The 23,430-nt window shown below is 47.4% G+C and carries 20 protein-coding genes; 15 read left to right on the forward strand and 5 right to left on the reverse strand.

Features of this window, described 5'->3' with window-relative positions; genetic code table 11:
• The 14 genes from epsG (at nucleotide 1) to RGU75_RS16830 (ending at nucleotide 15,570) form a co-directional block, all read left to right on the forward strand.
• Nucleotides 1-876, forward strand: coding sequence for a chain length determinant protein tyrosine kinase EpsG (epsG, locus tag RGU75_RS16765; RefSeq protein WP_322237895.1), 876 nt, complete (start codon nucleotides 1-3; stop codon nucleotides 874-876).
• The gene (gene xrtB, locus RGU75_RS16770) at nucleotides 876-1,787 is read left to right on the forward strand and encodes an exosortase B (protein ID WP_322237897.1); all 912 of its coding nucleotides are present in this window, start codon (nucleotides 876-878) and stop codon (nucleotides 1,785-1,787) included. The genes epsG and xrtB overlap by 1 nt, the downstream gene beginning before the upstream one ends.
• Complete coding sequence (gene epsI, locus RGU75_RS16775) at nucleotides 1,784-2,473, forward strand: exosortase-associated protein EpsI, B-type (protein ID WP_322237899.1); 690 nt, start codon at nucleotides 1,784-1,786, stop codon at nucleotides 2,471-2,473. The genes xrtB and epsI overlap by 4 nt, the downstream gene beginning before the upstream one ends.
• Before the next feature lie 21 nt (nucleotides 2,474-2,494).
• Nucleotides 2,495-3,580: a GDP-mannose 4,6-dehydratase gene (gene gmd / locus RGU75_RS16780; protein WP_322237901.1), complete on the forward strand. Its 1,086-nt coding sequence runs from the start codon at nucleotides 2,495-2,497 to the stop codon at nucleotides 3,578-3,580.
• Between the two features lie 7 nt (nucleotides 3,581-3,587).
• Nucleotides 3,588-4,526, forward strand: a complete 939-nt coding sequence (locus tag RGU75_RS16785; protein WP_322240612.1) for a GDP-L-fucose synthase — start codon at nucleotides 3,588-3,590, stop codon at nucleotides 4,524-4,526.
• Nucleotides 4,527-4,654: 128 nt separating this feature from the next.
• Entirely contained in the window at nucleotides 4,655-5,983 is a 1,329-nt protein-coding gene (locus RGU75_RS16790) for a flippase (protein WP_322237902.1), read from the forward strand.
• Between the two features lie 428 nt (nucleotides 5,984-6,411).
• Nucleotides 6,412-7,629, forward strand: a complete 1,218-nt coding sequence (locus RGU75_RS16795) for a hypothetical protein (protein ID WP_322237904.1) — start codon at nucleotides 6,412-6,414, stop codon at nucleotides 7,627-7,629.
• The gene (locus tag RGU75_RS16800) at nucleotides 7,626-8,729 is read left to right on the forward strand and encodes a glycoside hydrolase family 5 protein (RefSeq protein ID WP_322237906.1); all 1,104 of its coding nucleotides are present in this window, start codon (nucleotides 7,626-7,628) and stop codon (nucleotides 8,727-8,729) included. Before RGU75_RS16795 ends, RGU75_RS16800 begins: the two co-directional genes overlap by 4 nt.
• A 108-nt stretch (nucleotides 8,730-8,837) precedes the next feature.
• Nucleotides 8,838-9,728, forward strand: coding sequence for a glycosyltransferase family 2 protein (locus RGU75_RS16805; protein WP_322237908.1), 891 nt, complete (start codon nucleotides 8,838-8,840; stop codon nucleotides 9,726-9,728).
• Nucleotides 9,725-10,936 carry a glycosyltransferase family 4 protein gene (locus RGU75_RS16810; RefSeq protein WP_322237910.1) on the forward strand — a complete coding sequence of 404 codons (1,212 nt, stop codon included), beginning with the start codon at nucleotides 9,725-9,727 and terminating at the stop codon, nucleotides 10,934-10,936. The genes RGU75_RS16805 and RGU75_RS16810 overlap by 4 nt, the downstream gene beginning before the upstream one ends.
• Before the next feature lie 158 nt (nucleotides 10,937-11,094).
• Entirely contained in the window at nucleotides 11,095-12,267 is a 1,173-nt protein-coding gene (locus RGU75_RS16815; protein WP_322237912.1) for a glycosyltransferase family 4 protein, read from the forward strand.
• A 32-nt stretch (nucleotides 12,268-12,299) separates the two neighbouring features.
• Complete coding sequence (locus RGU75_RS16820) at nucleotides 12,300-13,484, forward strand: DUF1972 domain-containing protein (RefSeq protein WP_322237914.1); 1,185 nt, start codon at nucleotides 12,300-12,302, stop codon at nucleotides 13,482-13,484.
• Nucleotides 13,485-13,774: 290 nt separating this feature from the next.
• Entirely contained in the window at nucleotides 13,775-14,857 is a 1,083-nt protein-coding gene (locus tag RGU75_RS16825) for an acyltransferase (RefSeq protein WP_322237916.1), read from the forward strand.
• A complete protein-coding gene (locus RGU75_RS16830; protein ID WP_322237918.1) occupies nucleotides 14,854-15,570 on the forward strand; it encodes an SGNH/GDSL hydrolase family protein in 717 nt (238 codons plus the stop codon). Before RGU75_RS16825 ends, RGU75_RS16830 begins: the two co-directional genes overlap by 4 nt.
• A gap of 251 nt (nucleotides 15,571-15,821) precedes the next feature.
• On the opposite strand, the gene RGU75_RS16835 is transcribed toward RGU75_RS16830, so the two are convergent.
• Nucleotides 15,822-16,445, reverse strand: coding sequence for a phosphatase PAP2 family protein (locus tag RGU75_RS16835; RefSeq protein ID WP_322237920.1), 624 nt, complete (start codon nucleotides 16,443-16,445; stop codon nucleotides 15,822-15,824).
• A gap of 530 nt (nucleotides 16,446-16,975) precedes the next feature.
• Here RGU75_RS16835 and RGU75_RS16840 point away from each other — a divergent pair.
• Complete coding sequence (locus RGU75_RS16840; protein WP_322237922.1) at nucleotides 16,976-17,317, forward strand: hypothetical protein; 342 nt, start codon at nucleotides 16,976-16,978, stop codon at nucleotides 17,315-17,317.
• A gap of 128 nt (nucleotides 17,318-17,445) precedes the next feature.
• Here the strand turns inward: RGU75_RS16840 and RGU75_RS16845 are convergent, their stop codons facing one another.
• The 4 genes from RGU75_RS16845 to RGU75_RS16860 all read right to left on the reverse strand — a co-directional run bounded on the left by RGU75_RS16845 (nucleotide 17,446) and on the right by RGU75_RS16860 (nucleotide 23,279).
• Nucleotides 17,446-18,849 carry a phosphomannomutase/phosphoglucomutase gene (locus tag RGU75_RS16845; protein ID WP_322237924.1) on the reverse strand — a complete coding sequence of 468 codons (1,404 nt, stop codon included), beginning with the start codon at nucleotides 18,847-18,849 and terminating at the stop codon, nucleotides 17,446-17,448.
• A 173-nt stretch (nucleotides 18,850-19,022) separates the two neighbouring features.
• Nucleotides 19,023-19,973: a UTP--glucose-1-phosphate uridylyltransferase GalU gene (galU, locus tag RGU75_RS16850; RefSeq protein ID WP_322237926.1), complete on the reverse strand. Its 951-nt coding sequence runs from the start codon at nucleotides 19,971-19,973 to the stop codon at nucleotides 19,023-19,025.
• A 234-nt stretch (nucleotides 19,974-20,207) separates the two neighbouring features.
• A complete protein-coding gene (locus RGU75_RS16855) occupies nucleotides 20,208-21,626 on the reverse strand; it encodes a mannose-1-phosphate guanylyltransferase/mannose-6-phosphate isomerase (protein ID WP_322237928.1) in 1,419 nt (472 codons plus the stop codon).
• Nucleotides 21,627-21,863: 237 nt separating this feature from the next.
• Entirely contained in the window at nucleotides 21,864-23,279 is a 1,416-nt protein-coding gene (locus RGU75_RS16860; protein ID WP_322237930.1) for an undecaprenyl-phosphate glucose phosphotransferase, read from the reverse strand.
• Nucleotides 23,280-23,430 lie beyond the last annotated feature (151 nt).

A 23,430-nucleotide genomic window follows, 5' to 3' on the forward strand; every position in this document is an offset into this window, starting at 1 on the left:
ATGAACCCACCTACTGCTCTTGTATCTGTGCAACCCCTCACTCCAGTGCGTGAGTCTAGTATTGGCCGCCTCTTGGTCGACATGGGCAAAATAACACTGGAAGACGCAGAAGAGATAATTCGCCAGCAAAAAGAAAAGGGCATGCGTTTTGGCGAAGCCGCGCAAAGTCTCGGCTTAATTACCGAAGCTGATATTCAACAGGTTCTTGCCCGTCAGTTTGACTATTCCTATCTGGAACCGGGTCTAGGCAATTTTGCGCCAGAGCTGGTTACAGTCTATGAGCCTTTTAGCGAGCAAGCCGAAACATTACGGACGATACGCAGCCAGCTAATGCTCCGATGGTTCGCCAACGGAAATAAATCACTTGCCGTTGTGAGTGCGAATCCTGGAGAGGGAGCTAGTTTGTTCGCCGCCAATTTGGCGGTCGTGTTTTCACAACTTGGCGAGCAGACATTACTTGTCGATGCCAATCTTCGCAACCCACGCCAACAACAAATTTTTAACCTTACCGGCAAGCAAGGTTTGTCCGACATACTTGGTGGACGAGCAGATTTGGATGCCATTGCCGAAGTTGAATACTTCGATAATCTGTCCGTATTACAAGCCGGAACAATACCACCCAATCCGCAGGAACTGATTAGCCGCCGGTCTTTTGGTCCTCTTACATTGAGTATTTCTAAGCTTTTTGATGTCGTCATCTACGACGTTTCAGCGTTCTCGGCTGGGGCCGATGCGCTGGCGATTGCGGCGCGCGCCGGCGGTGTGTTGTTGGTCGCCCGCAAAAATGAAACCCGTATCGCCGATATCAATGCAATGGCTGATCATTTTGGACGAGTTGGTACTGAAGTGATCGGTTCGGTAATGGTCGATTTTTAATGAACAATGGACTGACTATTTCCGGTAGAAACACACTGACTGCATCGAAAAAAATCTTTGCCGTATGGTGGCCTTTAATAGTTGGTCTGTTGATCCTGTACGTGCCAACTTTCTTCGATCTCGCAACTGGCATATGGATCAGCGAAGACAACGCGCATGGGCCGATCATTTTAAGTCTTGCGGTCTGGCTGATGATAATAAATTGGCCAAACATGTTGAATCGTAGTGAGGGGGAAAAGGGTAATGTAATTGGTTGGCCCATAAGTATTTTCGGCTTGCTGCTGTACATCGTTGGGCGCTCTCAAGGCATTTTACTTTTTGAAACCGCCTCCTTTATTGTGCTTCTTATCGGAATTCTATTAGTGATAAAGGGTGGGGAAGCGTTTAAAGCGCAATGGTTTCCGTTCTTTTTTATGCTTTTTATGGTGCCTTTGCCGGGTTCGATAGTGATTGCAGTCACCTTACCTATGAAAATGGCGGTCTCTTTTGTTACGGAGCACGTGTTGTATCTCGCTGGCTATCCTATTGCGCGTAGCGGGGTCATTTTGCAGATAGGACAATACCAACTGATGGTCGCTGACGCTTGTGCCGGTCTGCATACACTTTTGACGCTGGAAGCGCTGGGTTTGTTTTATCTGAATGTTGTGCGGCATACGGCCACTATTCGTAATGTTGTTCTTGCCATTTTGATAGTCCCGATCTCCTTTACTGCCAACGTTATCCGTGTAATGGCACTTACATTAATTACCTATTATTTGGGTGATGCGGCCGGACAAGGTTTTTTGCATGGGTTTGCCGGGATGGTGCTGTTCCTAAGCGCCCTGATGCTTATTATTACTACCGATTCGTTGCTGAGGTTCATCGTAAAAACGCGTGTCAAAAAGTACGGTAATCCAGAAAGTACGAGATGAAAAATAAATGGATTACTTGCGCGATATTGGGTGGATTAATGGTCTTCTCCAGTGCTTTAACAAAGGTCATGACACCGACTGCAAAGATTGCAGATCAGCAGCCGAAATTTAGCTTAGAGCGGATGATCCCGAATACTTTTTCAGGTTGGGAATTAGATAATTCGATAGTACCTGTGGCAGTCGATTCCAGTGTGGAGGCACAGTTAAACGCAATTTACAACCAAACGTTATCTCGAACATATATCAACCGAAAGGGCGAGCGCATTATGCTCTCGATTGCTTACGGCGGCGACCAGAGTGGTGAGGGTACGCAGGCTCATCGTCCCGAGTTTTGTTATACCGCGCAAGGATTTCAGCTCGTTAGCAATGTGGTCTCTGAATTGCCGACCCCGATAGGAAAAATTCCTGTCCGTCGTTTGAAGGCTGTGCTTGGTTCGCGTATCGAGCCAATAACATATTGGCTGACGGTTGGAAATAAAGCGACGTTGCCAGGGTTCGGGCGGATGTTGACCCAGTTATCTTACGGCCTGACTGGCGTTGTTCCGGACGGCATGCTGGTCCGGGTATCGTCGTTAGATGCGGACAACGCGCACGCTTATGCTTTGCAGGATCAGTTCATCAATTCGCTTTTGTCGCAGATTGATAACAACGCAAGAATTCGTCTCACCGGTAGGTTGAGCAGTTAATTTAAATTTAAAGAGATTTCAATGTCGAAAATTGCCTTAATTACTGGTGTAACTGGCCAAGATGGTGCCTACCTGGCCGAATTCCTGCTGAAAAAAGGCTATATTGTTCACGGTATAAAACGGCGTTCGTCCCTCTTCAATACCGATCGTATTGATAATTTATACCAAGATCCGCATGTTTCCAATCGTAATTTTGTATTGCATTACGGTGATCTGACTGATTCGACCAACCTCATTCGCATCATTCAACAGGTTCAGCCAGATGAGATCTATAATCTCGCCGCAATGAGCCACGTCGCGGTTAGTTTTGACACGCCTGAATACACTGCCAATGCAGATGGTATCGGCACTTTACGTTTACTGGAAGCGATCCGTATTTTGGGTCTCGAAAAGAAGACGCGCTTTTATCAGGCATCAACCTCTGAATTGTACGGTTTAGTACAAGAAACGCCGCAGAAGGAAACAACGCCTTTTTATCCGCGCAGTCCTTATGCGGTTGCTAAACTATATGCTTACTGGATTACTGTCAATTATCGCGAAGCCTATGGCATGTATGCCTGCAATGGCATCTTGTTCAACCACGAAAGTCCGTTGCGCGGAGAAACCTTCGTTACCCGCAAGATCACGCGTGCGCTGGCCCGAATCCAGCTGGGACTGCAGGACTGTCTATATTTGGGCAATATGGATTCGTTACGTGACTGGGGCCATGCGAAAGATTACGTCGAAATGCAATGGCTCATGCTGCAGCAAGATCAAGCGGATGACTTTGTCATTGCTACCGGCGTGCAATACAGCGTCCGCGATTTCGTTGATGCGGCTGCGCGGGAACTTGACATGCAGATCTATTGGAAGGGCCAGGGCGTCGATGAGATTGGCGTCGACAAAAACGGCAAGTGTATCGTCAAAGTTGATCCTCGCTATTTCCGTCCTACCGAAGTGGAAACCTTACTCGGAGATCCGACGAAAGCCAGAGAAAAGCTGGGCTGGACTCCTAGAACTACTTTCCAGGAACTAGTTTCTGAGATGGTACGTGAGGACTTGAAGAGCGCCGAGCGTGACGAATTGGTCAAGAAGCACGGCTTCACAGCGTTTGATTATCATGAATAAGACGGCGATGGATAGGAGCGCCAAGATATACATAGCGGGCCATCGAGGGATGGTCGGTTCAGCTATCGCACGCAACCTTTTGGCCAAAGGCTATAGCAATATTTTGACGCGTACGCACAAGGACCTTGATCTTCTGGATCAGGCAGCAGTGCAGGCATTTATACAGGATCAAAAACCTGATTATATTTTTCTTGCAGCCGCGAAGGTTGGTGGTATTCAAGCCAACAATATTCAGCGTGCTGACTTCATTTATCAAAATCTGATGATCGAGGGAAACCTCATACATGCAGCGCATTTAGCTGGCGTAGAGCGGCTGCTATTTCTCGGTTCAAGTTGTATTTATCCGAGAGACTGCATGCAGCCAATAAAGGAAGAATATCTTCTTACTGGTCCTCTGGAGTCGACCAACGAGCCTTATGCGATCGCAAAAATTGCAGGCATAAAACTTTGCGAGTCATATAACCGTCAATACGGTCGCCAGTACGTTAGCGCGATGCCGACCAATCTGTATGGTCCCAACGACAACTATGATCTCGATAACTCGCACGTTTTACCCGCTTTGTTAAGAAAAGCCTATGAAGCCCAACAGCGCCGAGAACTATCGCTGGAATTGTGGGGTTCTGGCGCGCCTATGCGCGAATTTCTATACGTAGATGATATGGCTGATGCTTGTGTTTTCCTGATGGAGCACGCCGAAATTAAGGATGGATTATTTAATATCGGTACGGGAATAGACGTAACGATCCGTGAGTTGGCGGAGACCATCATGAGGATCATTGGATTTGAAGGCAAGATTGTGTTCGACGCTTCGAAGCCGGACGGTACGCCAAGGAAATTGCTAGACGTCTCACGTCTCAAGGCGCTGGGATGGTCAGCAACGACCACACTGGAACAAGGCATTGCTTTGACTCTTAGTGCTTACTGCGCAACACAATCGGCAAACTAAATGAACATGCTAATAAGGCCCTCTTTAATCCTGCCAGCAGTCCTTCTTGGCTTGTCATTAAGCATGGTGCACCGGGTAAAAAACGGGGTCTTAAAGCAATGCAAAGACAACACAATATTGGATGCAGGATGACGGTCGGTGCTCGCCAAGTTGTCACCAGCAGTGTATTGCTACTAGTCGAAAATATGGTTCGGTTAATGGCGGTTGCGGCAGTGTCATTTTTTATTGCGAGGCAATTGGGGCCGGAGCAGTTTGGTATCTTGAACTTTGCATCGGCGCTTATGGCGATTCTGCTATCCATAGCAACGCTAGGCTTGGATACGCCGGTAATTTTCCGACTTATGCACAGCCAGCATCCGAGCGCCGTAATGCGCGCAGTGCTGGTGTTGCGCTGCGCTGCAGGACTGGCGGTATTGGTATTGGCGACTCTCGCGGCTTACTTATTGAAACATAACGATTCATTGGCACTTTCAGTGACGCTGATCGTCAGTCTAAGTATTCCGCTAAGCACGTTTAGTGTCTTCGACTATTGGTTCAAAGCTAAGACGTTACCTACGCGTCCAGCAATGGCCCGCATTACTGGGACTTTAATCGCTGCTGGCGCAAAGGTTGCCTGCCTGCTTTTTGGCTTTGGAGTTGTTGCGCTGGCTTGGACTGTCGTCCTTGAAGCATTAGTTACAAGCGTTGGAATGACGTTGGCCTACCTTAGTGTGACCCGAAAGATCGGTAATGATGGTTGGTCTGAGGGACGTCAACTCATCATCGTAATAGCCCGAGAAAGTTGGCCCTACATGTTGAGCGCAGTAGCGGTGGTTGCTTACATGAAGATTGATGTTGTCATGCTTGGGTATTTGTCGACCAATAGCGAAACTGGTATTTACGGTCTGGCGCAAAAGCTGTCAGAGGTACTCTACATAGTACCGGTTGTAATTATCGAATCGGCTTATCCGGTACTAGCAAGGCGCTTTATGGATCGAGGGCAATCGCTAGGGAGTCAGCAGGGACAGATGTTATTTGATCTAGCGGCGGGTGGCTCAATGATTGCGACCATCATCTCACTGATTTTGGCACGGCCAGCAATCCATCTGATGTTTGGCGCAGGATATGAGAACGCGATAAATATTTTTTATTTACATGCGTGGAGCTGTGTTGCGATTGCATTGAATACAGCGCGCCATCGTTGGCTGGCGACTCTGGGACTACAGCGCTACGCACCGAGTGTTACGGGGATTGGGCTGATCATTAACGTGGCGATGAATTTTGTGTTGATACCACAATTTGGCGCTTTGGGTGCGGCCTTGGCGACCGTTGTCTCTTATTTTATTTCTGGTTACATTTCTTCCTTTTTCTTTGTTGCGTTACGCGATATTGCAAACATGCAAACTAAGGCGTTATGGCCTTGGGCACGTCTTTATTTTCACGGAAGAACATGGCGGATCAGTGCGAATCCGGGTTGATTTAATAATTCCAACGATTTATAAATTTTCGAGATTTTTAATTTGAAAACATCTTAGCTGAATGGATACGAATTTTTATTTTTGTTGATTAACAAGTCGGGCAACTTCTTACCTTTAGAGTTAATCAGTAGTACGAGAGAGCACTTTGAACGTGACAGATAAATCAGGTTCTGTGGATATGACTATAGACGAGGTGGTCCAGTCCTATTGTGACGCCGCTCTTCACATGGTTGATATGCAATAAAAAATGATATTTAAAATTTACTAGGTTAGACATCGGAAACTGGTTCGTAACAAATGCAGAGCTGCCAAGTAATAAAATGAAAAGATACTTCAAAAATATTTCGACTCATATCCCTAGCGAAAGGGCGACGAAGCAATTACCTTCGTGGCCAGCGATATCTATTATTTTGCTTTTGGTATTTGCTGTGATTTTTCCACCTGGCTTGCTGTCGGGCATGAATTTATATTTACTATTGCTAGCGCTGTTTGCTTGGATTTGTTCCAAAGAGTCATTCGATAAAAATCTGCTAAGGGTGATCGCCCCTTTTTTCTTGATTATTATTATTGGTTTGGCAGTAGGTTCAAGCGCCGATCGATACATCTTTTTAAAAGATCTTTGGTATGTGTCGAACGCACCGATCATCATTAGTGTTGGATATGTCCTATATCGTTGCATGCCTGATCTAGGATCCGGACTGAGGGCTTTTGTGATTGCCGGCACCTTGCTTTCTTTGCTTTACCTGGCAAATTTCGCTATTCATCCTGATCTATTTAATTTGAGTACCGTAGCGCTACGAGAAGTCGCAGGTACAGGGTATTACGCCCCAGCGCTTGCTTTCACCATTTTGTTCGCGTATCGAGGAAAGTGGTTAGAAGCTCTCAAATTACCACGCTGGTTGGCTATCGCTTGTCTGGTCATTTGTGCGCTGGCGATAACTGCCAGCTTTTCTCGCACGATAGTGATCGTTACCTTGATTGGCGTACTTGCTTCCTCAGGGGCTTTTGTGCGTAGGGAGGCCTTACACATTGGGGTAATCCTTGTCGTTAGTTTGTTGGTAATAGGTATTCTGCGGATGGGTATCGATGTGGACTCGAACGAAGCCAGCACCACTTTTTTGGGTAAGATTGCCCGCTCTACGGATGAACTCACTATTCAAGAATACACCGATTTAAAGAGCATTAATTACAATTGGCGTGGCTACGAAACTGCTAGAGCGTGGAGATATTATTCCTCCGGTTCGGTTTTAGGACTAGCAATGGGGCAGGGATTTGGCGCTGAGGTAGATCTAGGACTTTTTATGCCTTTGGGCTCGGGTTCCAAAGGCGAGCGTGTGCGTGTGCGGCTTGCCCCTGTTTTACATAATGGTTTTGCATACTTATTAGTGAAGGGTGGCGTTGTCGCTATTGGATTGTTCTGTTTCGTTCTGGTTTCTCTATATCGGATTGGCCGAAAAAAAGCGGCAAGTGTCGCAAAAGATTACTCTCGGCAGGCTGCGCGTGTCATGCAAGCTACCGCTATAACCCTAACATTTACGACGTGGCTGATAGCCGGTGTTTTTAATAAGCTCGATTTGTTTCCATTCATGCTTGTCGCAGGATTTTTATTGGCGGCATTGACGCGCAATGAAGATGAGGCCACATGAGATATTTATCGCGTCGGCGTCTAATGCAGATGGGTATCGGGGCAATATTGTTACCTTCCTATACATGGGCATCGGTATACCAGGACACCGGCACAACAGCGGCCAATTTCTCGAATGGCCAGCTTAAAGGTTTTGACATCGGACTCGCAGGTAGGCGCGGCGATGACCCTACATACTTCGACGCTTTGTCTAAAACCGGAGCAAACGTCGGGCGGGTTTTCTTCCCGTTTAAAAAATGCATGAGCTGCGATCAATGGGGGAGAAGCTCCGGCGATATTGCAGCACTTCAACGGATTTTAAATTGGTGCCACGCACGCGACATAAAGATGGTTGTTGCTGGCGATTTTGAGGGAAGTGAACAACCATCGTTTTGGCACAATGATTCTTTGCGGAATAGTTTTGTTGAAAATTGGAAATGGTTTGCGAGGACCTTTCAGAATCATCCTGCTATAGCAGGGCTAGATCTAATGAACGAACCTAATCCACCATGGCCAAGTGGCAGGGTGGAAGATGCTCACGCGCTTTGGCGACCTCTGGCAGGACAAGCTATCGCAGGAATACGTGAGTCGGGTGTGACATTGCCGATTATTTATGAAGGCGTGGGCGGTGGACAGGCAATCGGACTACGCGATTTTTTACCGTTTAGCGATCGTCAGGTGGTGTACAGCATTCACGTTTACTCGCCCCACGCTATCACGCATCAACATGTCGGTCCTGCATGGACGCAAACTATTCCTTATCCGGCAGGGATTGAATGGAAAGTGGGTGATGTGGTCACCGGTGTTGGAGCGTGGGATCGACGTCAGCTTGAACTTAGCTTGCGAGATGCGATCGCTTTTCAGCAATTGCATAAAGTGCCGATTTACGTAGGCGAATTTAGTTGCGTACGTTGGGCGCCAAACGGCTCAGCGACACGATATGTATCAGATTGTTTGGCCCTCTTCAAGCAATTTGGCTGGTCATGGTCTTACCATGAATTTCGTGGATGGCCGGGATGGGATCCAGAGATTGCATCAGAAAATAGTTCAAACACCGTTCGTTCATGGGATGCACCCATTAACACGTTATTACTCAAAGAGTTGGCTGGCAATAAGCGATGAAATCAGTATTTATTTGAAACATGACATCTTGCCTATGGCTATTTTTTCGTTAGCGTAGCTTTATATAAAAAAGGTTGTGGATATTTACCACCCTACAAAGGTATCAATATGACTAACATTCGCTTTTCCATTGCAACTCCTACACGTAATTCGCTAGATAAACTTAAGCGTTGCGTAGGATCTGTTCGCGGTCAGCGCGGCGTGGCGCTTGAGCATCTATTGCAAGATGCCGAATCCTCCGATGGCACACCTGCATGGTTGCTTGAACAGGCTGGTTTACAAGCTGTTAGTGAGGCGGATAGCGGAATGTACGATGCCATTAATCGTTCTTGGGAGCGCGCTAAGGGCGAGTTTTTGTCTTGGTTAAATTCTGATGAACAATATCTGCCCGGTACGTTAGCGTTGGTACAAACGTATTTCGATGCACATCCCGAGGTGGATGTCGTGTTCGGAGATTACATCGTTGCCGATTCTCAAGGGCGTCCGGTTGCGTTACGGCGCGAAATACCTTTCCGGCATACTTATGTGGCTAACGACTTTCTCAATATGCAATCAGCGACAATTTTTTTTCGTCGCAAACTATGGGATAGTGGTTTGCTTCGGCTTGATAGTCGATACCGCTATGCTGCGGATAAAGATCTTATTCTGCGTATTGCTGCATCCGGCGCGGTAATTCGACATATCCCGGAATATTTGGCGATATTTGGTATCGATGGAACCAATCTAAGTACGCATCCGGAGATGGCGCTAGAGGCTGAAAAAATTAGATTGGCATTCGGTGCACTGCGGAATAAATCACTGCGAAAAATTGTTATGGTCGGGCGTCGTATTGAGCGTTTTTTAAGCGGAAGCTATGGTTCACGCAATATTGTTTACCATTACGCAATCGACGAATCACCACTTTATATGGAGATTGTGGGGACTAAGCTCGGTGGACGTTATAACCTCTCTGACGTAGTAGGGGCTGCAGATTCCATGCGGCCTTTGGAGCTATTGTGAGCAAGGAGAATCTACCGTTAGAGGGTAAATTAATCGCCTTCTTCCATCAGTCTTCGGATATGTACGGGTCCGATAAGGTTTTACTTTATCTCGCTGAAGGGGTGCTAAGACTTGGCGGGAAACCGGTGGTATTGGTACCAAACGCTGGTCCATTAACTTGCGAATTTACACTCCGGAATATTGAATTCCATATTCTCCCTATGCTCAAGATTACCCGTGCAAGACTCAGTCTTAAAGGACTGTTCGGGCTATTGTGCGAATTATGCATTGCTCTGCCAGCATATGACCGAATATTTGGATCGCGCCATGTCGATCTCGTTCATTCAAACACGCTAGCTGTTCTGGGTGGGGCGCTCTGGTCGCGTCGTCGAGGCATCCCGCATCTTTGGCATGTGCACGAAATCATCGAACATCCTCGAATAGCTGCGTACACTTTTCCTTTGCTACTAAGAATTTTTGCTGATCAGGTGGTCTGTAATTCCAATGCAACTTACCATTGGTTGCTAGGTGTGCAATCAGGATTAAAAAAGAAGATGCGAGTGATCTGGAACGGTGTGCACGGGCCACGTCATATGGAGCAAGACTGCGTTGAGCAAATCTATCGCAGGTTTAGACCGGCGGGAAGTCAGCTCGCGATTGGGTTGGTGGGTAGGATCAATCGCTGGAAAGGGCATGGCTTACTGTTGAATGCGATTGAATTGCTTCACAAGAGAGGGGTGGGTAATTTCTCTGTGGTTTTCATGGGAAGCCCACCGCCGGGTCAGGAAAATTTTGAGGTTGAGTTAAAACAGCGAATCGCTCAATCACCTTTGCGGGATCATATCGTTGTAGAGGGTTTCTCATCAGAAATTTGGCCTGCTTATGCCGCGCTTGATATTGTCTGTGTACCCTCCACTGAACCAGAACCTTTTGGTTTGGTGGCGGTGGAAGCAATGGCTGCGGAGAAGCCGCTAGTTGTTTCTCGGTTTGGTGGACTTATTGAAATCGTTGTTGACGGTATAACTGGTCTAACCTTCAATCCCGGCGACGCTACCTCGCTGGCAGCAGAGTTAGAAAAATTATTAACTGATGCTGCTCTGCGCCGACGTCTCGGGCGGGCCGGTAAAGAAAGATTTGACTCCGAATTTTCAGTTGAAAAAATGCAAATCCAATTTTCAGAAATTTTTGAATCAATGATAAGCGACCATTCTCATGGAATGAACCTTTAAAGTATCAAGATACTGACACCCTTCTATCAATGAGGAGGTGTATTTTTTTGGCATAGCATAAAAAAATATTTCTTTCAGGTAGGAATATTAAAGAGGCAGCTTGGTAGCACTTGTCGTCTGGCAGGCACTCAAATTGGCGTTAGGGCTAATGCAACTAAATGGAATTCCAAGAAAAATTTTTACGCATATTGATCGTCCATTCATCTGCCGAACTTTATGGATCGGATCGTTCGCTACTGGATTTTGTGCGGAGCCGTAGTTCGGGCATGGAAGTCACCGTGGCGCTGCCAGAATACGGCATTTTGGTGCCCAAATTGGAAAGCGCCGGAGCGACCGTTATTGTGGGAGAAGTATGCAAAATCGAGCGCACGATGCTATCCGTGCCGGGTCTATTCAGGATTGCCTTGAGCTTAGTGCGCGCAGTCTTTTTTTTGAGTAAAGCACAGCGTAAAAGTAGTTTTAATCTTGTGTACTCCAATACCGTTGCAGTCTTTGGTGGCGCTCTTTGTGCGCGTTTATGGAGGGTTCCACATATATGGCATGTACGCGAAATTTTTAGTGGTTCGAAAGCGATCACCTTAGGATTTCGTCATCTTGTAGCAAAGCTCTCTTCGACGGTTGTTTGCAACTCAACGCATACCCGTGATTGGATATATGTCACGGGCGACGTAGAAAAGTATCTTGTGATTTGGAACGGCTATGACGCTCCAAAGGTTAACGTTGATCGCCATGCTGAGCGCGTCTCTTTGGGGGCAAGCGGACACGACGTTCTGTTCGTGCTAGTAGGTCGTATTAATGCGTGGAAAGGTCAGCAACTCCTTGTTGAAGCATTTGCGAAACTGGTTGTCGGCACTGACTGTCGAGCTCGTCTGGCCATTGTCGGATCGGCACCTGTTGGGCAAGAACAGTACGAACGGGATTTGGAGGCATGTATTTCTAAAGCAAATTGTTCCGATAAAGTGATCTTGATTCCGTATCACCCGGATATTGAACATGTATGGATTGCTGCCGATGTAGTGGTTGTGCCATCAACAAATCCCGAGCCTTTTGGTCGGGTCGCTATTGAGGCAATGGGTTTTGGTCGACCGGTAATTGCTGCGGCACATGGCGGATTGGTGGAGATCGTTGTCGACGGTGAGACCGGTTGCTTGGTTACGCCCTGTGACGTGAGTGCCCTTGCTGCTGCGATGTTTAGAATGATGAGCGATACGGATTTGCGGCTTCGGATGGGGGCCGCTGGCCGTGCCCGGCAGACAGCGCTGTTTTCTTTAGAAGGCTATGCGACGCAACTAAATGAAGTGATGCGGACAGCATCGAGTAAGCATAGTTAAAGAATTATAAAATTTTTTTGGGAGTAAAAATTGTGAATAGTTTGGTTCGAACCTTACGTATCCTTGGCACGCGTGGGATACCTGCTGCGCACGGCGGATTTGAAACTTTTGCGGAACACTTGGCACTTTATTTAGTGGCGCAAGGTTGGCGGGTCATCGTGTATTGCCAGGAAGATGGCGCTGGTATGCTGTTTGAAGATACCTGGCAGGGCGTCGAGCGTGTGCGTATTCCCGTGTCACAAACCGGATCTAAGGGCACAATGCTTTTTGACTGGAAGGCCACGACGCATGCAGCTAAGTTTGGCGATTTATGTCTGACGCTTGGCTATAACACGGCAATATTTTGTGCGCTGTTGCGGATCAAAGAGGTTCCTAACCTGATCAATATGGACGGTATTGAATGGTCGCGGGTCAAGTGGGGCAGGTGCGCCAAAGTTTGGTTTTGGATGAATGACTGGGTTGGCTGCTGGCTAGGCAACCATTTGGTGGCGGATCACCCACAGATTAAGGCACACTTGCAATCGCGTGTGGCGGCCAATAAAATCACCACGATACCTTATGGTGCGGATAGCGTGACCACCGCACCGCTTGGGCCCGTCCATGCATTGGGGTTGGAGGCTGGCCGATATTTGACTGTCATTGCCCGAGGGGAGCCTGAAAATTCTATTTTGGAAGTGGTGCAGGGTTTCTCTGCGAAACCACGCGGTTATCAATTAGTCGTGCTGGGTAATTACAAACAAGATAATGCTTATCATCGCTCGGTCATGAATGCTGCCAGCGACGAAGTGCGGTTCGTCGGCGCTATTTACGATAAGGCTGTGGTCCAGGCATTACGTTTTCATAGCGCTGCATACGTACACGGACATCAAGTGGGTGGAACCAATCCTTCATTGGTTGAGGCGATGGGGGCAGGCAATCCAGTGATTGCGCATGACAATCGTTTTAATCGTTGGGTCGCTGGCGATGGCGCGGTATATTTTAATGGAGCAGTTGATTTTGCTCGTGCTATGGATACGCTCCTTGCGAATTCAGCGACTCTTGCGGATTTGCGGCAACACGGACAACGTCGTTTTCAGGACGCGTTCACCTGGCCAGACGTATTGAAGCAATACGAGGTATTGCTTGAACGGTATCTGCCAATTGGTGACACTGCACAAAAAGATATTTCTCAAAAGCTTAACCCGGAATTTCTTAGCCAAAGTGAGAATCCATCTTAGACATTTTTCAAGACTCTTTTAGAAAATGAATCTTTTTATTTTAGTCGAAGTTTGAATTACATCTTTATGGGCTATTACCATTCACCGCGCCCTTTTCGTTCTAACCCATTGTGTATATTTGTAACTATTAAGCAGGCGATAAGGGGCGCGGCGATGACGAGTAAAGCAGGCACGCATTTGTCAAGAAGCCTGGATCAATAAGTGGTCACTTCTTTAATGAGTCGGACTGCGTAGTTCTAAAGAAAATTCCCTTGATACCTGAAATTGAACACCCCCAACAAGGCAAACGTATGGCCATTAACGAACAAAATGTACGCGACGAAAATTTGCAAATTCTCCGGTTTGTAGCAGCTGCTTTAGTTTTGGTCACGCACATCACATTTTACATTCATGATCGGATAAATCTTGGATCAGGCGTATGGCATGGAGGAGAGTCGGGTGTCCCAATATTTTTCGTCATTAGCGGGTTCGTAATGTATTTGTCGGGGCAAAAACTTTCAAAAAATGCAGACGGCGCGAAACGATTTCTTCGTAGACGTATAGCGCGTGTTTTCCCCCTTTACTGGCTTATCACCACCCTAAAAGTAACGATAGCATTGATTATCCCAGCGCTCATACTTCACAATCGCCCAGATCTGCTCAGTGTTATAGGTTCCTATGTTTTGTTCCCTATGCTCAATGCTGTCGGTGAGGTACGACCGATTCATGGCGTTGCGTGGACGTTACTGCATGAAATGTTGTTTTATTATGTGTTTGCTTTATCTTTGTTTCTGCGTCAGCCAACTTTTGTTTTTACCTCACTCATCATTGTTGGAATGTCGGTAATTGGCCTCTTTGTCCGCGCTGAGTCGGCTTTAGCTCAGGTTTGTTTTAATACTATAAATTTGATGTTTGTATCCGGGATGGCGCTGGCCTTGGGGTACTCAAAGGGATTTCGGCTTCCGAAGGGTTTGGCATTGACGCTTCTTGGTCTCGGCCTAGCAATACTGCTCATCCCATATGTGCGAGACTTGAGGCATTATTTTGTCGGGGATTTTCACGTCGAAGGCGTGATGATCGTTGCAGCCTTGTTATCGATAAAAATGTCAATATTTCCAAATTTTAAAAAGCTGCTGGTTCAACTCGGTGATAGTTCGTATTCGCTCTATATGATTCATCCAATTTTAGCACCAGCAATCTGTGTGATATTACTGAAGTTTTATATTCAATCGGCATACCTGATTTTGCCAATCGCGTTTGTGTCATGTGTCTGTATCGCGCATTTTGTTTACCGCTATATTGAGACTCCTTTAAACACGAGGATGCGGAATTTTTTAGAAAAAATATTCACATCTGATACCCCGATACACATAGCGAATAAGAAATTACCATGAATTTCACGATATTTAAAACGGTAGTCTGTTTGTTTCTCTGGAGCTTTATAACGTCGCCTATCTTGGTTCGTGCGAATGAATGTGCTGCACAATCTAAATGTATTTTTGTGATCGGAAATTCGATTACGCAGCATGGCCCGTCTCCGGAGATTAGCTGGACTGGGAATTGGGGTATGGCGGCTACTTCGAGTGACAATGATTATGTGTCGCAAGTACTTAAGCTGTTGAAGAAAAATTCAGGTCACGATTTGTGGACTGCAGATCGACAAAGTTCTAATGTACTTGAAACTACCCCGGAAAAATTTACGTTAAGTTATTCATCAGTTAAGTTGTCGCAAAAAGCTGATATTGTGATTGTTGCTTTAGGTGATAATTTCACACCTAACTCTAATAATTTAGCCACTTTCTCTAGTGCATATTTAAAGACACTTTTCTCCTTACGTCCTATAAAAGGTGTACTGGTATGTGTTGGTACATGGTGGAGTTCCGCAGTAAAAGATAAAATTATCCAAGACAGTTGCCTTAGTGCCGGGGGCACCTACGTTGATATAACAGGATTGTCAAAATCTCCGGATAACGTGGCTGGTAATCAGCAGAGTATAAGCAATAAAGGTGTTGCCGCACATCCGGGCGATCTGGGAATGGCCGCTATTGCCGAGCGCATATTCAAATCGATTCAGCGTCAATTGATTGATAGCAAACTGATTCAGTAGATTGAATACTAGTGGGAGACTTCTGGTCAATCTTCTTGCGGAGAAGTTTCTTCTGGCGCGTTCTGCGCAGGAAGCTTTTATCCGAATAATCGGCGCATATGAGAGAACGGGCCGTAACGGAGCACGTCTTTCGTATTAACGGCGCCGATCAAAGTGATGGAGGCGATATAAATGAGATTACAAAAATTGACCATGATGCTGACAGTTTTATCGTCTCTATCTTTGCACGGGTCTATTTCTACTGGGAAATATTAGTCCGGTTCTGATACGCAACAGTGACTTTCGCCTGAGTAGCCCCGTTCGAAAGGTTTGTAATGTCCAGAAATCGATAAGGAAATGGCATTCAGCCATCGATCTGTCGGTGCTGGCTTTGCCATCGGCGCGGGAATCAAAACAATCAGACTCAGTGCAATTAACCAACGATGCAAGATTGGTTTAGGTAGAGTGCTTGAAATCCAAATAAAGCCGACACTGACGAATGCGCCCAGAATACAGCCGCTGACAACCTCTGAGACAGAATGCACCTGCACAGCCAGCCGTGATATGCCGATTAACACGCCTAAAGCGATTCCGAGCACCACGCCAAGAGTTCGTACAGTGGGAGATGATTTTTGCAACAATAAATAAAACAGTACTGGCATGACCGCGGTAGTTCGCATGGCATGTCCACTGAACCCAGTGAAATCAAGTGCCTGAATGCCGATACCCCATCCGATAAAAGCGATTTTTGTTGCTGCAACGAGTGTCAAGCCCAGGGCGAATAGCAGGCACCACCAGAAAGCCATGCGCCAGGCGCGCCCGCACGCTAACCAAACTGTGCAGGCCGCTGCAAGTGGAAGCATCACTGTGGTATCGGCAAGTCTGGTAATACTCATCCATGGAAACATAAATAGGCGCAGCGTTAGTCACCGCGATCTGGTCAGTAAATTTTACGCGTTGATGAATCACTTGAACTGCCTCATCCGGTGCGTAAGTATACCGTTTTAATTGATGTCGGCGAGCAAGAGGAGTAAATATTGCAAGCAACTGTTTGTCGACAAAAAATCTACACTTCACAGAAGTCACAGTGATGCTTTATACTCTTTTCGTCCCTGAAAAAAAAGGGAACTGGTTTGACAGCCTGAATACACAAAAGCGCACAAACGGCGCAAAGCCGTTTTTTTACGTGTGTCTGTCTTCGTCCGTTCTCAATGGGCGGCGGTGACAGGGAAGCCTTCGGGCTTGCTGGTTTGCTTTTGTGTGCCAGTCTGTCAACCCTGCCATTCGCCGCCCACCCCGTTTGACAGCGAGGGGCGGATTAACCACACACGAAAGAAAACAACATGCCTGATAATATTTTGCTTGCCCGCTTCCCTTTGCGAATTATTAAACCTCTTACTCCCCACGACAATTCGGTAGCACAATCATGAGCAAACCGAACACGACACCGCCATCGTCCTCAACAGAGCCAGAGTCACTTCACCAGGCATTTTCATGGCTACCCACCCACCACAGAAATGAACCGACCGCAGAATTTTATGCGTTGGCTAAAGATGTTTGTCTGGGAATACAAACATGCATTGAGCTGGTCCATTTCAGCATGATGGATAGAGACAGCGGTGATGCGAGGCCGCTACTGAATATTAGAGATACCGAGCGTTTGCTGCGATTGGCGGGAACGTCATCTCAGATGCTGGCGGAAGCTGCTGCGTTGCGAATTGATGGGCTTAATAGACTTAATAGTCGCGTTTTTCCAGAGGGTGAATAAAGGTAGTCCGGCATCATAGGGCTACGATTTGTACCCGATATGCTTAGGTGTCGCGCCTTTAGTTCTGCCACTTGCGTCGACCGGAGTGGCAGCTCACCCTCCTGCCTTATTAAGGCAATGTGATTGCATTAATAAGGCAAGACTGCATCCGGCCTGGCGTCCAAGATCACCCGTTTAAAGGCATTTTGTATACGGCCTAACGCTTCCACTGATTCAGCTTCAAAACGCATGACAATGACAGAGGTCGTGTTGGATGCGCGGGCTAGTCCAAAACCATCGGGGTATTCGACGCGCAAGCCGTCAATTTTTATCACTTCAACTGCGCCGGGGAATGTGGCGTGGCTCAGCAAGTGTGCGATCAGTGGAACACTTTCGCCCTCATTAAGTTTGATATGTAACTCTGGCGTGCTGATCGATTGTGGCAGTCCATTAAGGATCGCCGAAGGATCGGTTTCGTTGCTAAGCAGTTCCAGCAGACGCGCTCCCGCGTACATGCCGTCATCAAAGCCGTACCAGCGGTCTTTAAAGAATACATGTCCACTCATTTCCCCGCCGAGTGGCGCACGGGTTTCCCGCATTTTTGCCTTGACCAGTGAATGACCTGTCTTGCACATCAATGGCTTACCGCCATGTTCAATAATCCAGGGAGCGAGGTGTCTCGTACATTTGACGTCATATAAAATTTCAGTGCCAGGATGACGTGTCAGGACATCTTTGGCAAATAGCATTAACTGGCGATCTGGATAAATGATCTGACCATCTTTGGTCACCACGCCCAAACGGTCTCCGTCGCCATCGAAGGCCAATCCAATCTCAGCGTCAGTCTCACTTAGACAGCGAATTAAGTCCTGCAAATTTTTTGGATCGGCCGGATCGGGGTGATGGTTGGGGAATCTGCCGTCGACTTCGCAAAATAGTTCAATGACTTCACAGCCCATTGCACGATATAACTCGGCGGCAAATGCGCCCGCTACGCCGTTACCACAGTCAATGGCAATCTTCATTGGACGTTGCAGTTTTACGTTGCTGGTGATGCGTTTGAGGTAGTAATCTTTGATGTCGTGCGGACGATATTGGCCAGGTTCTTCCGGTTCTTTTGGTTGCGCTGTCGATTTGACGATTGCTTGATCGCATATCGCCTGGTATAGCAATTGAATAGTGTCGCCATATATCGCTTCGCCACCCAGTACCATTTTAAATCCGTTGTGATCCGCAGGATTGTGGCTGCCGGTGACCATAATGCCAGAAGTAGTGCTTAGTACGTTGGTGGCGTAATACACCATGGGCGTAGTGACAACGCCGAGATCGATTACGGTCACGCCGGTTGATTGCAAGCCATTTACCAGTGCGGTCGATAGCTCCGGCCCTGAGAGGCGGCCATCACGGCCGACGATTGCCGCATGTTCGCCCTGTGCCAGGACGGCTGCCCCAAATGCCCGACCAATATCGTAGGCGATCGATGCATCCAGTGTTTGACCGACGATGCCGCGGATGTCGTACGCTTTAAATAATGTAGGGGAGAGAGTAATCATGTTGTAAAGGATCAAAATTGAAAGGAAATCAATGAGGCGCGTGATAGTGGTGCGCGAAAATTGGACAGGATGCTTGCGCCACTTGTTACTAACGTCATTTGATCATCCTACTAACCAAATAAAACAGTCGCCTCACGTGCGCTGTAAAAGAGGTTTCATAATTGTTTGTGGATTCACGGGATTTCTACAGACGTTGATGTAGCGAGTGCGCTTTGTTTATCATCCGACGCAAATTCATTTACTGAGGATGTCGTTGAAGGGAGGTTGCGCAGGAAGTGCCGAAATTCTTCGCTTACCTCTGGATGTTTGAGCGCAAATTCGACTGTTGCCCGCAAATAGCCTTGTTTGCTTCCGCAGTCGTAGCGGGTACCTTTAAATTGATAAGCAAGGACTCGCTCATGGGCCAGCATCGCTGCAATGCCATCGGTCAATTGTAGTTCGCCGCCAGCACCGGGTTGGAGGTTGTGCAGGTATTGAAAAATCGAAGGATTCAAGACGTAGCGCCCAACTACACCCAAATTGGAGGGGGCATTTTCTGGCGCTGGTTTTTCTACAATACCGTGCAGTGTCAGTAACTTGTCATCCATTCTGGTACCTGCGACCACGCCATAAGATCTGCTTTGTGCGAGGGTAATGGCCTCTACACCGATAATGCTGCTGCCATGTTCTGCATAGAGTTCCGTCATTTGCCGCATGACTGGTATCTTGCCGTCCAACAGGTCATCGGCCAGGATGACGGCGAAAGGCTCACCGTGCACTAACTTTTCGGCGCAGAGCACTGCGTGCCCCAAGCCTAGCGCTTCGGCCTGCCTGACGTAAATGCATTGCACATTTTTGGGTTTGATGTCGCGCAGCAAGTCTAGTAACTCTTGCTTGTTTTTAGCGGTTAGTTCGGCTTCAAGTTCATAGGCTTTGTCGAAGTGATCTTCGATTGCGCGTTTGTTGCGACCGGTCACAAAAATCATTTGCGTAATACCTGCCGCTGCTGCTTCCTCGACTGCGTACTGGATCAGGGGTTTGTCAACAATCGGTAGCATTTCTTTCGGGCTGGCTTTGGTTGCAGGAAGAAAGCGGGTACCTAATCCGGCAACGGGAAATATAGCTTTGGTGATTGTCTTGTGCATGAAGGATTTTTGTTGGGATCGGTCAGATGTTCGGCATTTGTATTTGCCACATCAGTCACACAAGGGCTGGCTGACGTGGGTGTCGCATATAAATTTTAATGAGGTGTGTAGTCCCATACGGATAAAAACTTGTCCCGAGTGTGCGCCCGGATCAAAAAACAACTAACCAGAAAACAACTAACCTACAGCGCTATTAGTGAAGCGTTGTGTTGGTTGATATCCTTCCAATCCTTTTTAGACGCGACCGTATCGATCTTCCAGTCGCACGATGTCGTCTTCTCCCAAATACGTGCCGGACTGTATTTCGATTAGTTCAAGCGGTATTTTTCCTGGATTTTCCAGTGAGTGGACGACGCCTACCGGGATAAACGTGGACTGATTTTCAGTGAGCAAATATTCCTGGTCGCCATTGGTAATTTTTGCGGTACCCGTAACCACGACCCAATGCTCTGCACGATGGTGATGCATTTGTAGTGATAGCTTGGCGCCGGGTTTGACCGTAATACGTTTAACCTGAAAACGTTTGCCGTTTCCTATGGAGTCATAAGATCCCCATGGGCGGGATACTTCGCGATGCTGGGATGCCTCTGAGCGGTTAATTTTGGTCAGCTTTTCGACTATATTTTTGGTATTTTGCGCATGCTCTTTATTCATGACGAGGATGGCATCGGCGGTTTCTACAATGACTGTATCGCGCAGGCCAATGGCTGTGATCAGGCGTGTGGTGCCGTGCACCAGACAGTCGTGGCAGTCTTGCAGCATGACATCGCCATGGGTGGCGTTACTATCGGCATCTTTGTCGGAGGCTTCCCAGACTGAAGCCCACGAACCAATGTCACTCCAGCCTGCTTCCAATGGAACGACGCAAGCATGCTCGGTGCGTTCCATTACCGCATAGTCAATCGCTTTATCAGGACTGCTGGCGTAGGCTTGATTATCTAGTCGCACGAAGTCCAGATCTTTTTGTGCCAACTCTAAAGCATTGCGACAGGCGGCTACGATTTCTGGTTGGTAGTGTGTCAGCTCTTCAATATAACGGCTGGCACGAAATACGAACATGCCGCTATTCCAAAAATAGTTACCGCTGGCGAGGTACTTTTCTGCAGTGTCGCGATCCGGTTTTTCGACAAACTGCAAGACGGGTTGTGCTTGTCCGTGAGATGCCGTGCCGGCGCGGATATAGCCATAGCCAGTTTCGGGTCCAAGCGGGTTAATGCCGAACGTCACCAACTTGCCATCTTCAGCCGCTCTTAATGCTATCTGAATAGCGGCGCTAAACGTTACCTGATTTTTGATGACATGGTCGGACGGCAATACCATCAAAATCGCATCATTCCCTTGAGCGAGTGCATGTAGTGCAGCGACGGCAATCGCAGGGGCCGTGTTACGTCGCATAGGCTCGAGAAGGATCTCTGCATCGACGATTCCAATCTCGCGCAGTTGTTCTGCGGCAATAAAGCGTGATGATTCATTGCAGACCAATAGCGGCGCACCCATCGCGTCAATCTTTTTTAGTCGTTGCATGGTTTGCTGCAATAGGCTTTCTCCACCTAGCAAACGCAAAAATTGTTTTGGATATGTATCACGTGACAATGGCCAGAGTCGCGTGCCAGAGCCGCCGCAAAGAATGACTGGGATAAGAGGAAGAGCCATGTGGTTCGATTCTGAAAAGATGTGGAGATGTTGGTGATAGAGATTTCCGCTTCGCCTGAAGGCGGAAGAGCTCATTAACTTCATGCCTTCGCTGGGCCGACAATAGTGTCGAAACAAGCCTGTTTGACGTCTTAATCAAATCTCAGAGAGGCCGTGCGTGATCTCACTATTTGCGTCTATTTTTAGAAAATTGATTAGCCGGCAATATGCCCAGTGCGGTGGTCGTAGTAGGGCGGACTAATATGCGTTTTCCCCTGTCCAACCCTTGAATGCTGTCCAGATGACGATGCGCAAATCCATCAGGAGTGACCAGTTCTGGATGTAATGCATATCAAACTGTACGCGCTTTTCCATCTTGTCGACGGTGTCTGTTTCTCCACGTAGGCCGTGGATTTGTGCCCAGCCTGTAATGCCGGGCCTGACACGATGGCGTGCCATATATAACTCTAGGATTTCTTCGTACTTCGCATTGTGTTGGAGCGCGTGCGGTCTTGGTCCCACTACTGACATATCGCCGATGAGTACGTTAATAAACTGGGGAAGTTCATCAAGGCTGGTGCGTCTGAGTAGTTGTCCAAAGGGTGTGATACGCGCGTCGTTTTGTGTCGCTTGTGAAATCTCGTCATATTCCTGATGCATCGTCATCGAGCGAAATTTGTAGACCATAAATTTCTTGCCGTTGATGCCGAGCCGCGCTTGTTTAAAGAATATAGGACCAGATGAAGAGCATTTAATCCCTACTGCAATCGCAGCAAACAAAGGCAGTAAGATGGTCAAGACTATTGCGGAAAATATTTTATCGAAAAAATGTTTGACGTGCCCGCGTAGGCCATGGGAAACAGGGCGGTTTAAATCTACTGTGGCAAGACCTAGAAAATCGACCATTTTATTGTTGATCATTTGTAGGCCCAACATATCGGGTACCCAACGAACATTCACCAACGCATTTCTTAGCATGTATTGAATGTCCAGCAATTGCGCTGAAGCACTAATCGGCAACGTAATCCAGATTTCATGGATCTTGTTTTCCTGCAAGTAATCATTTATCCCATCAAGCGTCTTGATAAGGGTGATGGGGGTGGACTGGAGATTGATGGCGTCCTGGTCATCTGCATATATCGCCACGACATCATAGCCATAACCATTTTGTTGCCGCGCTCTTTGGTGCATCTCTTGACCAGTGTGACCATATCCAACAATCATGACGCGTTTGGTGTTGAAACCGCGACTGCGGACGATACTAAGAACGCCATGTATAGCGACGCGATAAAGTGATAAAAAGGCGATGCCCGTCAGATACCAATAAAAAAGCCAGAGCCGCGACAGTTCACCAACACGGTGAATCAGAAAGCTGACTAGTAGTCCCACTAATAAAACCATTGCCCATGACGTCATCAGCCGCACAAACATATGCGGCATGAGGCGCCCGCGCCAGGCTACTGTCATCCCGGATTGCGGAAATCCAAACAGCACGAGTGCGCAGCAAAGACAAAGCATAATGGTGTGAATCGGGGAAGTGGCATTCAGAGAGACGCCGAAACGCCAATAGCTGGCAAGTGGTGCCGCAGCAGCTAAAACGACGACATCAGCTAATCGCTTTATTAGCTCAAGTTCGAAGGGATGTTTGAAAATGAGCCCGTTGGATTTTGGCATTTGATTTCATTTCCTTGTTATCGCCCGATCCTGTGTTGGCTGCCCAGTAACTGACGTTTTTTTTCGTGTTTGGTTTCTATTTGGAGGCTGCTAAAACACTGCGCTGCCGATCTTGCTTGGGGTGCGATCGATTTAGCAATGTGGAGTGAGA

Origin of the sequence: Glaciimonas sp. CA11.2, from assembly GCF_034314045.1 — a bacterium.
In the GTDB taxonomy this organism is placed as follows: Bacteria; Pseudomonadota; Gammaproteobacteria; order Burkholderiales; family Burkholderiaceae_D; genus Glaciimonas.

Coding starts and splice junctions, on each gene's coding strand:
- epsG (WP_322237895.1), top strand. CDS start 1: ATGAACCCACCTACTGCTCTTGTATCTGTGCAACCCCTCACTCCAGTG.
- xrtB (WP_322237897.1), top strand. CDS start 876: ATGAACAATGGACTGACTATTTCCGGTAGAAACACACTGACTGCATCG.
- epsI (WP_322237899.1), top strand. CDS start 1,784: ATGAAAAATAAATGGATTACTTGCGCGATATTGGGTGGATTAATGGTC.
- gmd (WP_322237901.1), top strand. CDS start 2,495: ATGTCGAAAATTGCCTTAATTACTGGTGTAACTGGCCAAGATGGTGCC.
- RGU75_RS16785 (WP_322240612.1), top strand. CDS start 3,588: ATGGATAGGAGCGCCAAGATATACATAGCGGGCCATCGAGGGATGGTC.
- RGU75_RS16790 (WP_322237902.1), top strand. CDS start 4,655: ATGACGGTCGGTGCTCGCCAAGTTGTCACCAGCAGTGTATTGCTACTA.
- RGU75_RS16800 (WP_322237906.1), top strand. CDS start 7,626: ATGAGATATTTATCGCGTCGGCGTCTAATGCAGATGGGTATCGGGGCA.
- RGU75_RS16805 (WP_322237908.1), top strand. CDS start 8,838: ATGACTAACATTCGCTTTTCCATTGCAACTCCTACACGTAATTCGCTA.
- RGU75_RS16815 (WP_322237912.1), top strand. CDS start 11,095: ATGGAATTCCAAGAAAAATTTTTACGCATATTGATCGTCCATTCATCT.
- RGU75_RS16825 (WP_322237916.1), top strand. CDS start 13,775: ATGGCCATTAACGAACAAAATGTACGCGACGAAAATTTGCAAATTCTC.
- RGU75_RS16830 (WP_322237918.1), top strand. CDS start 14,854: ATGAATTTCACGATATTTAAAACGGTAGTCTGTTTGTTTCTCTGGAGC.
- RGU75_RS16835 (WP_322237920.1), bottom strand. CDS start 16,445: ATGAGTATTACCAGACTTGCCGATACCACAGTGATGCTTCCACTTGCA.
- RGU75_RS16840 (WP_322237922.1), top strand. CDS start 16,976: ATGAGCAAACCGAACACGACACCGCCATCGTCCTCAACAGAGCCAGAG.
- RGU75_RS16845 (WP_322237924.1), bottom strand. CDS start 18,849: ATGATTACTCTCTCCCCTACATTATTTAAAGCGTACGACATCCGCGGC.
- galU (WP_322237926.1), bottom strand. CDS start 19,973: ATGCACAAGACAATCACCAAAGCTATATTTCCCGTTGCCGGATTAGGT.
- RGU75_RS16855 (WP_322237928.1), bottom strand. CDS start 21,626: ATGGCTCTTCCTCTTATCCCAGTCATTCTTTGCGGCGGCTCTGGCACG.
- RGU75_RS16860 (WP_322237930.1), bottom strand. CDS start 23,279: ATGCCAAAATCCAACGGGCTCATTTTCAAACATCCCTTCGAACTTGAG.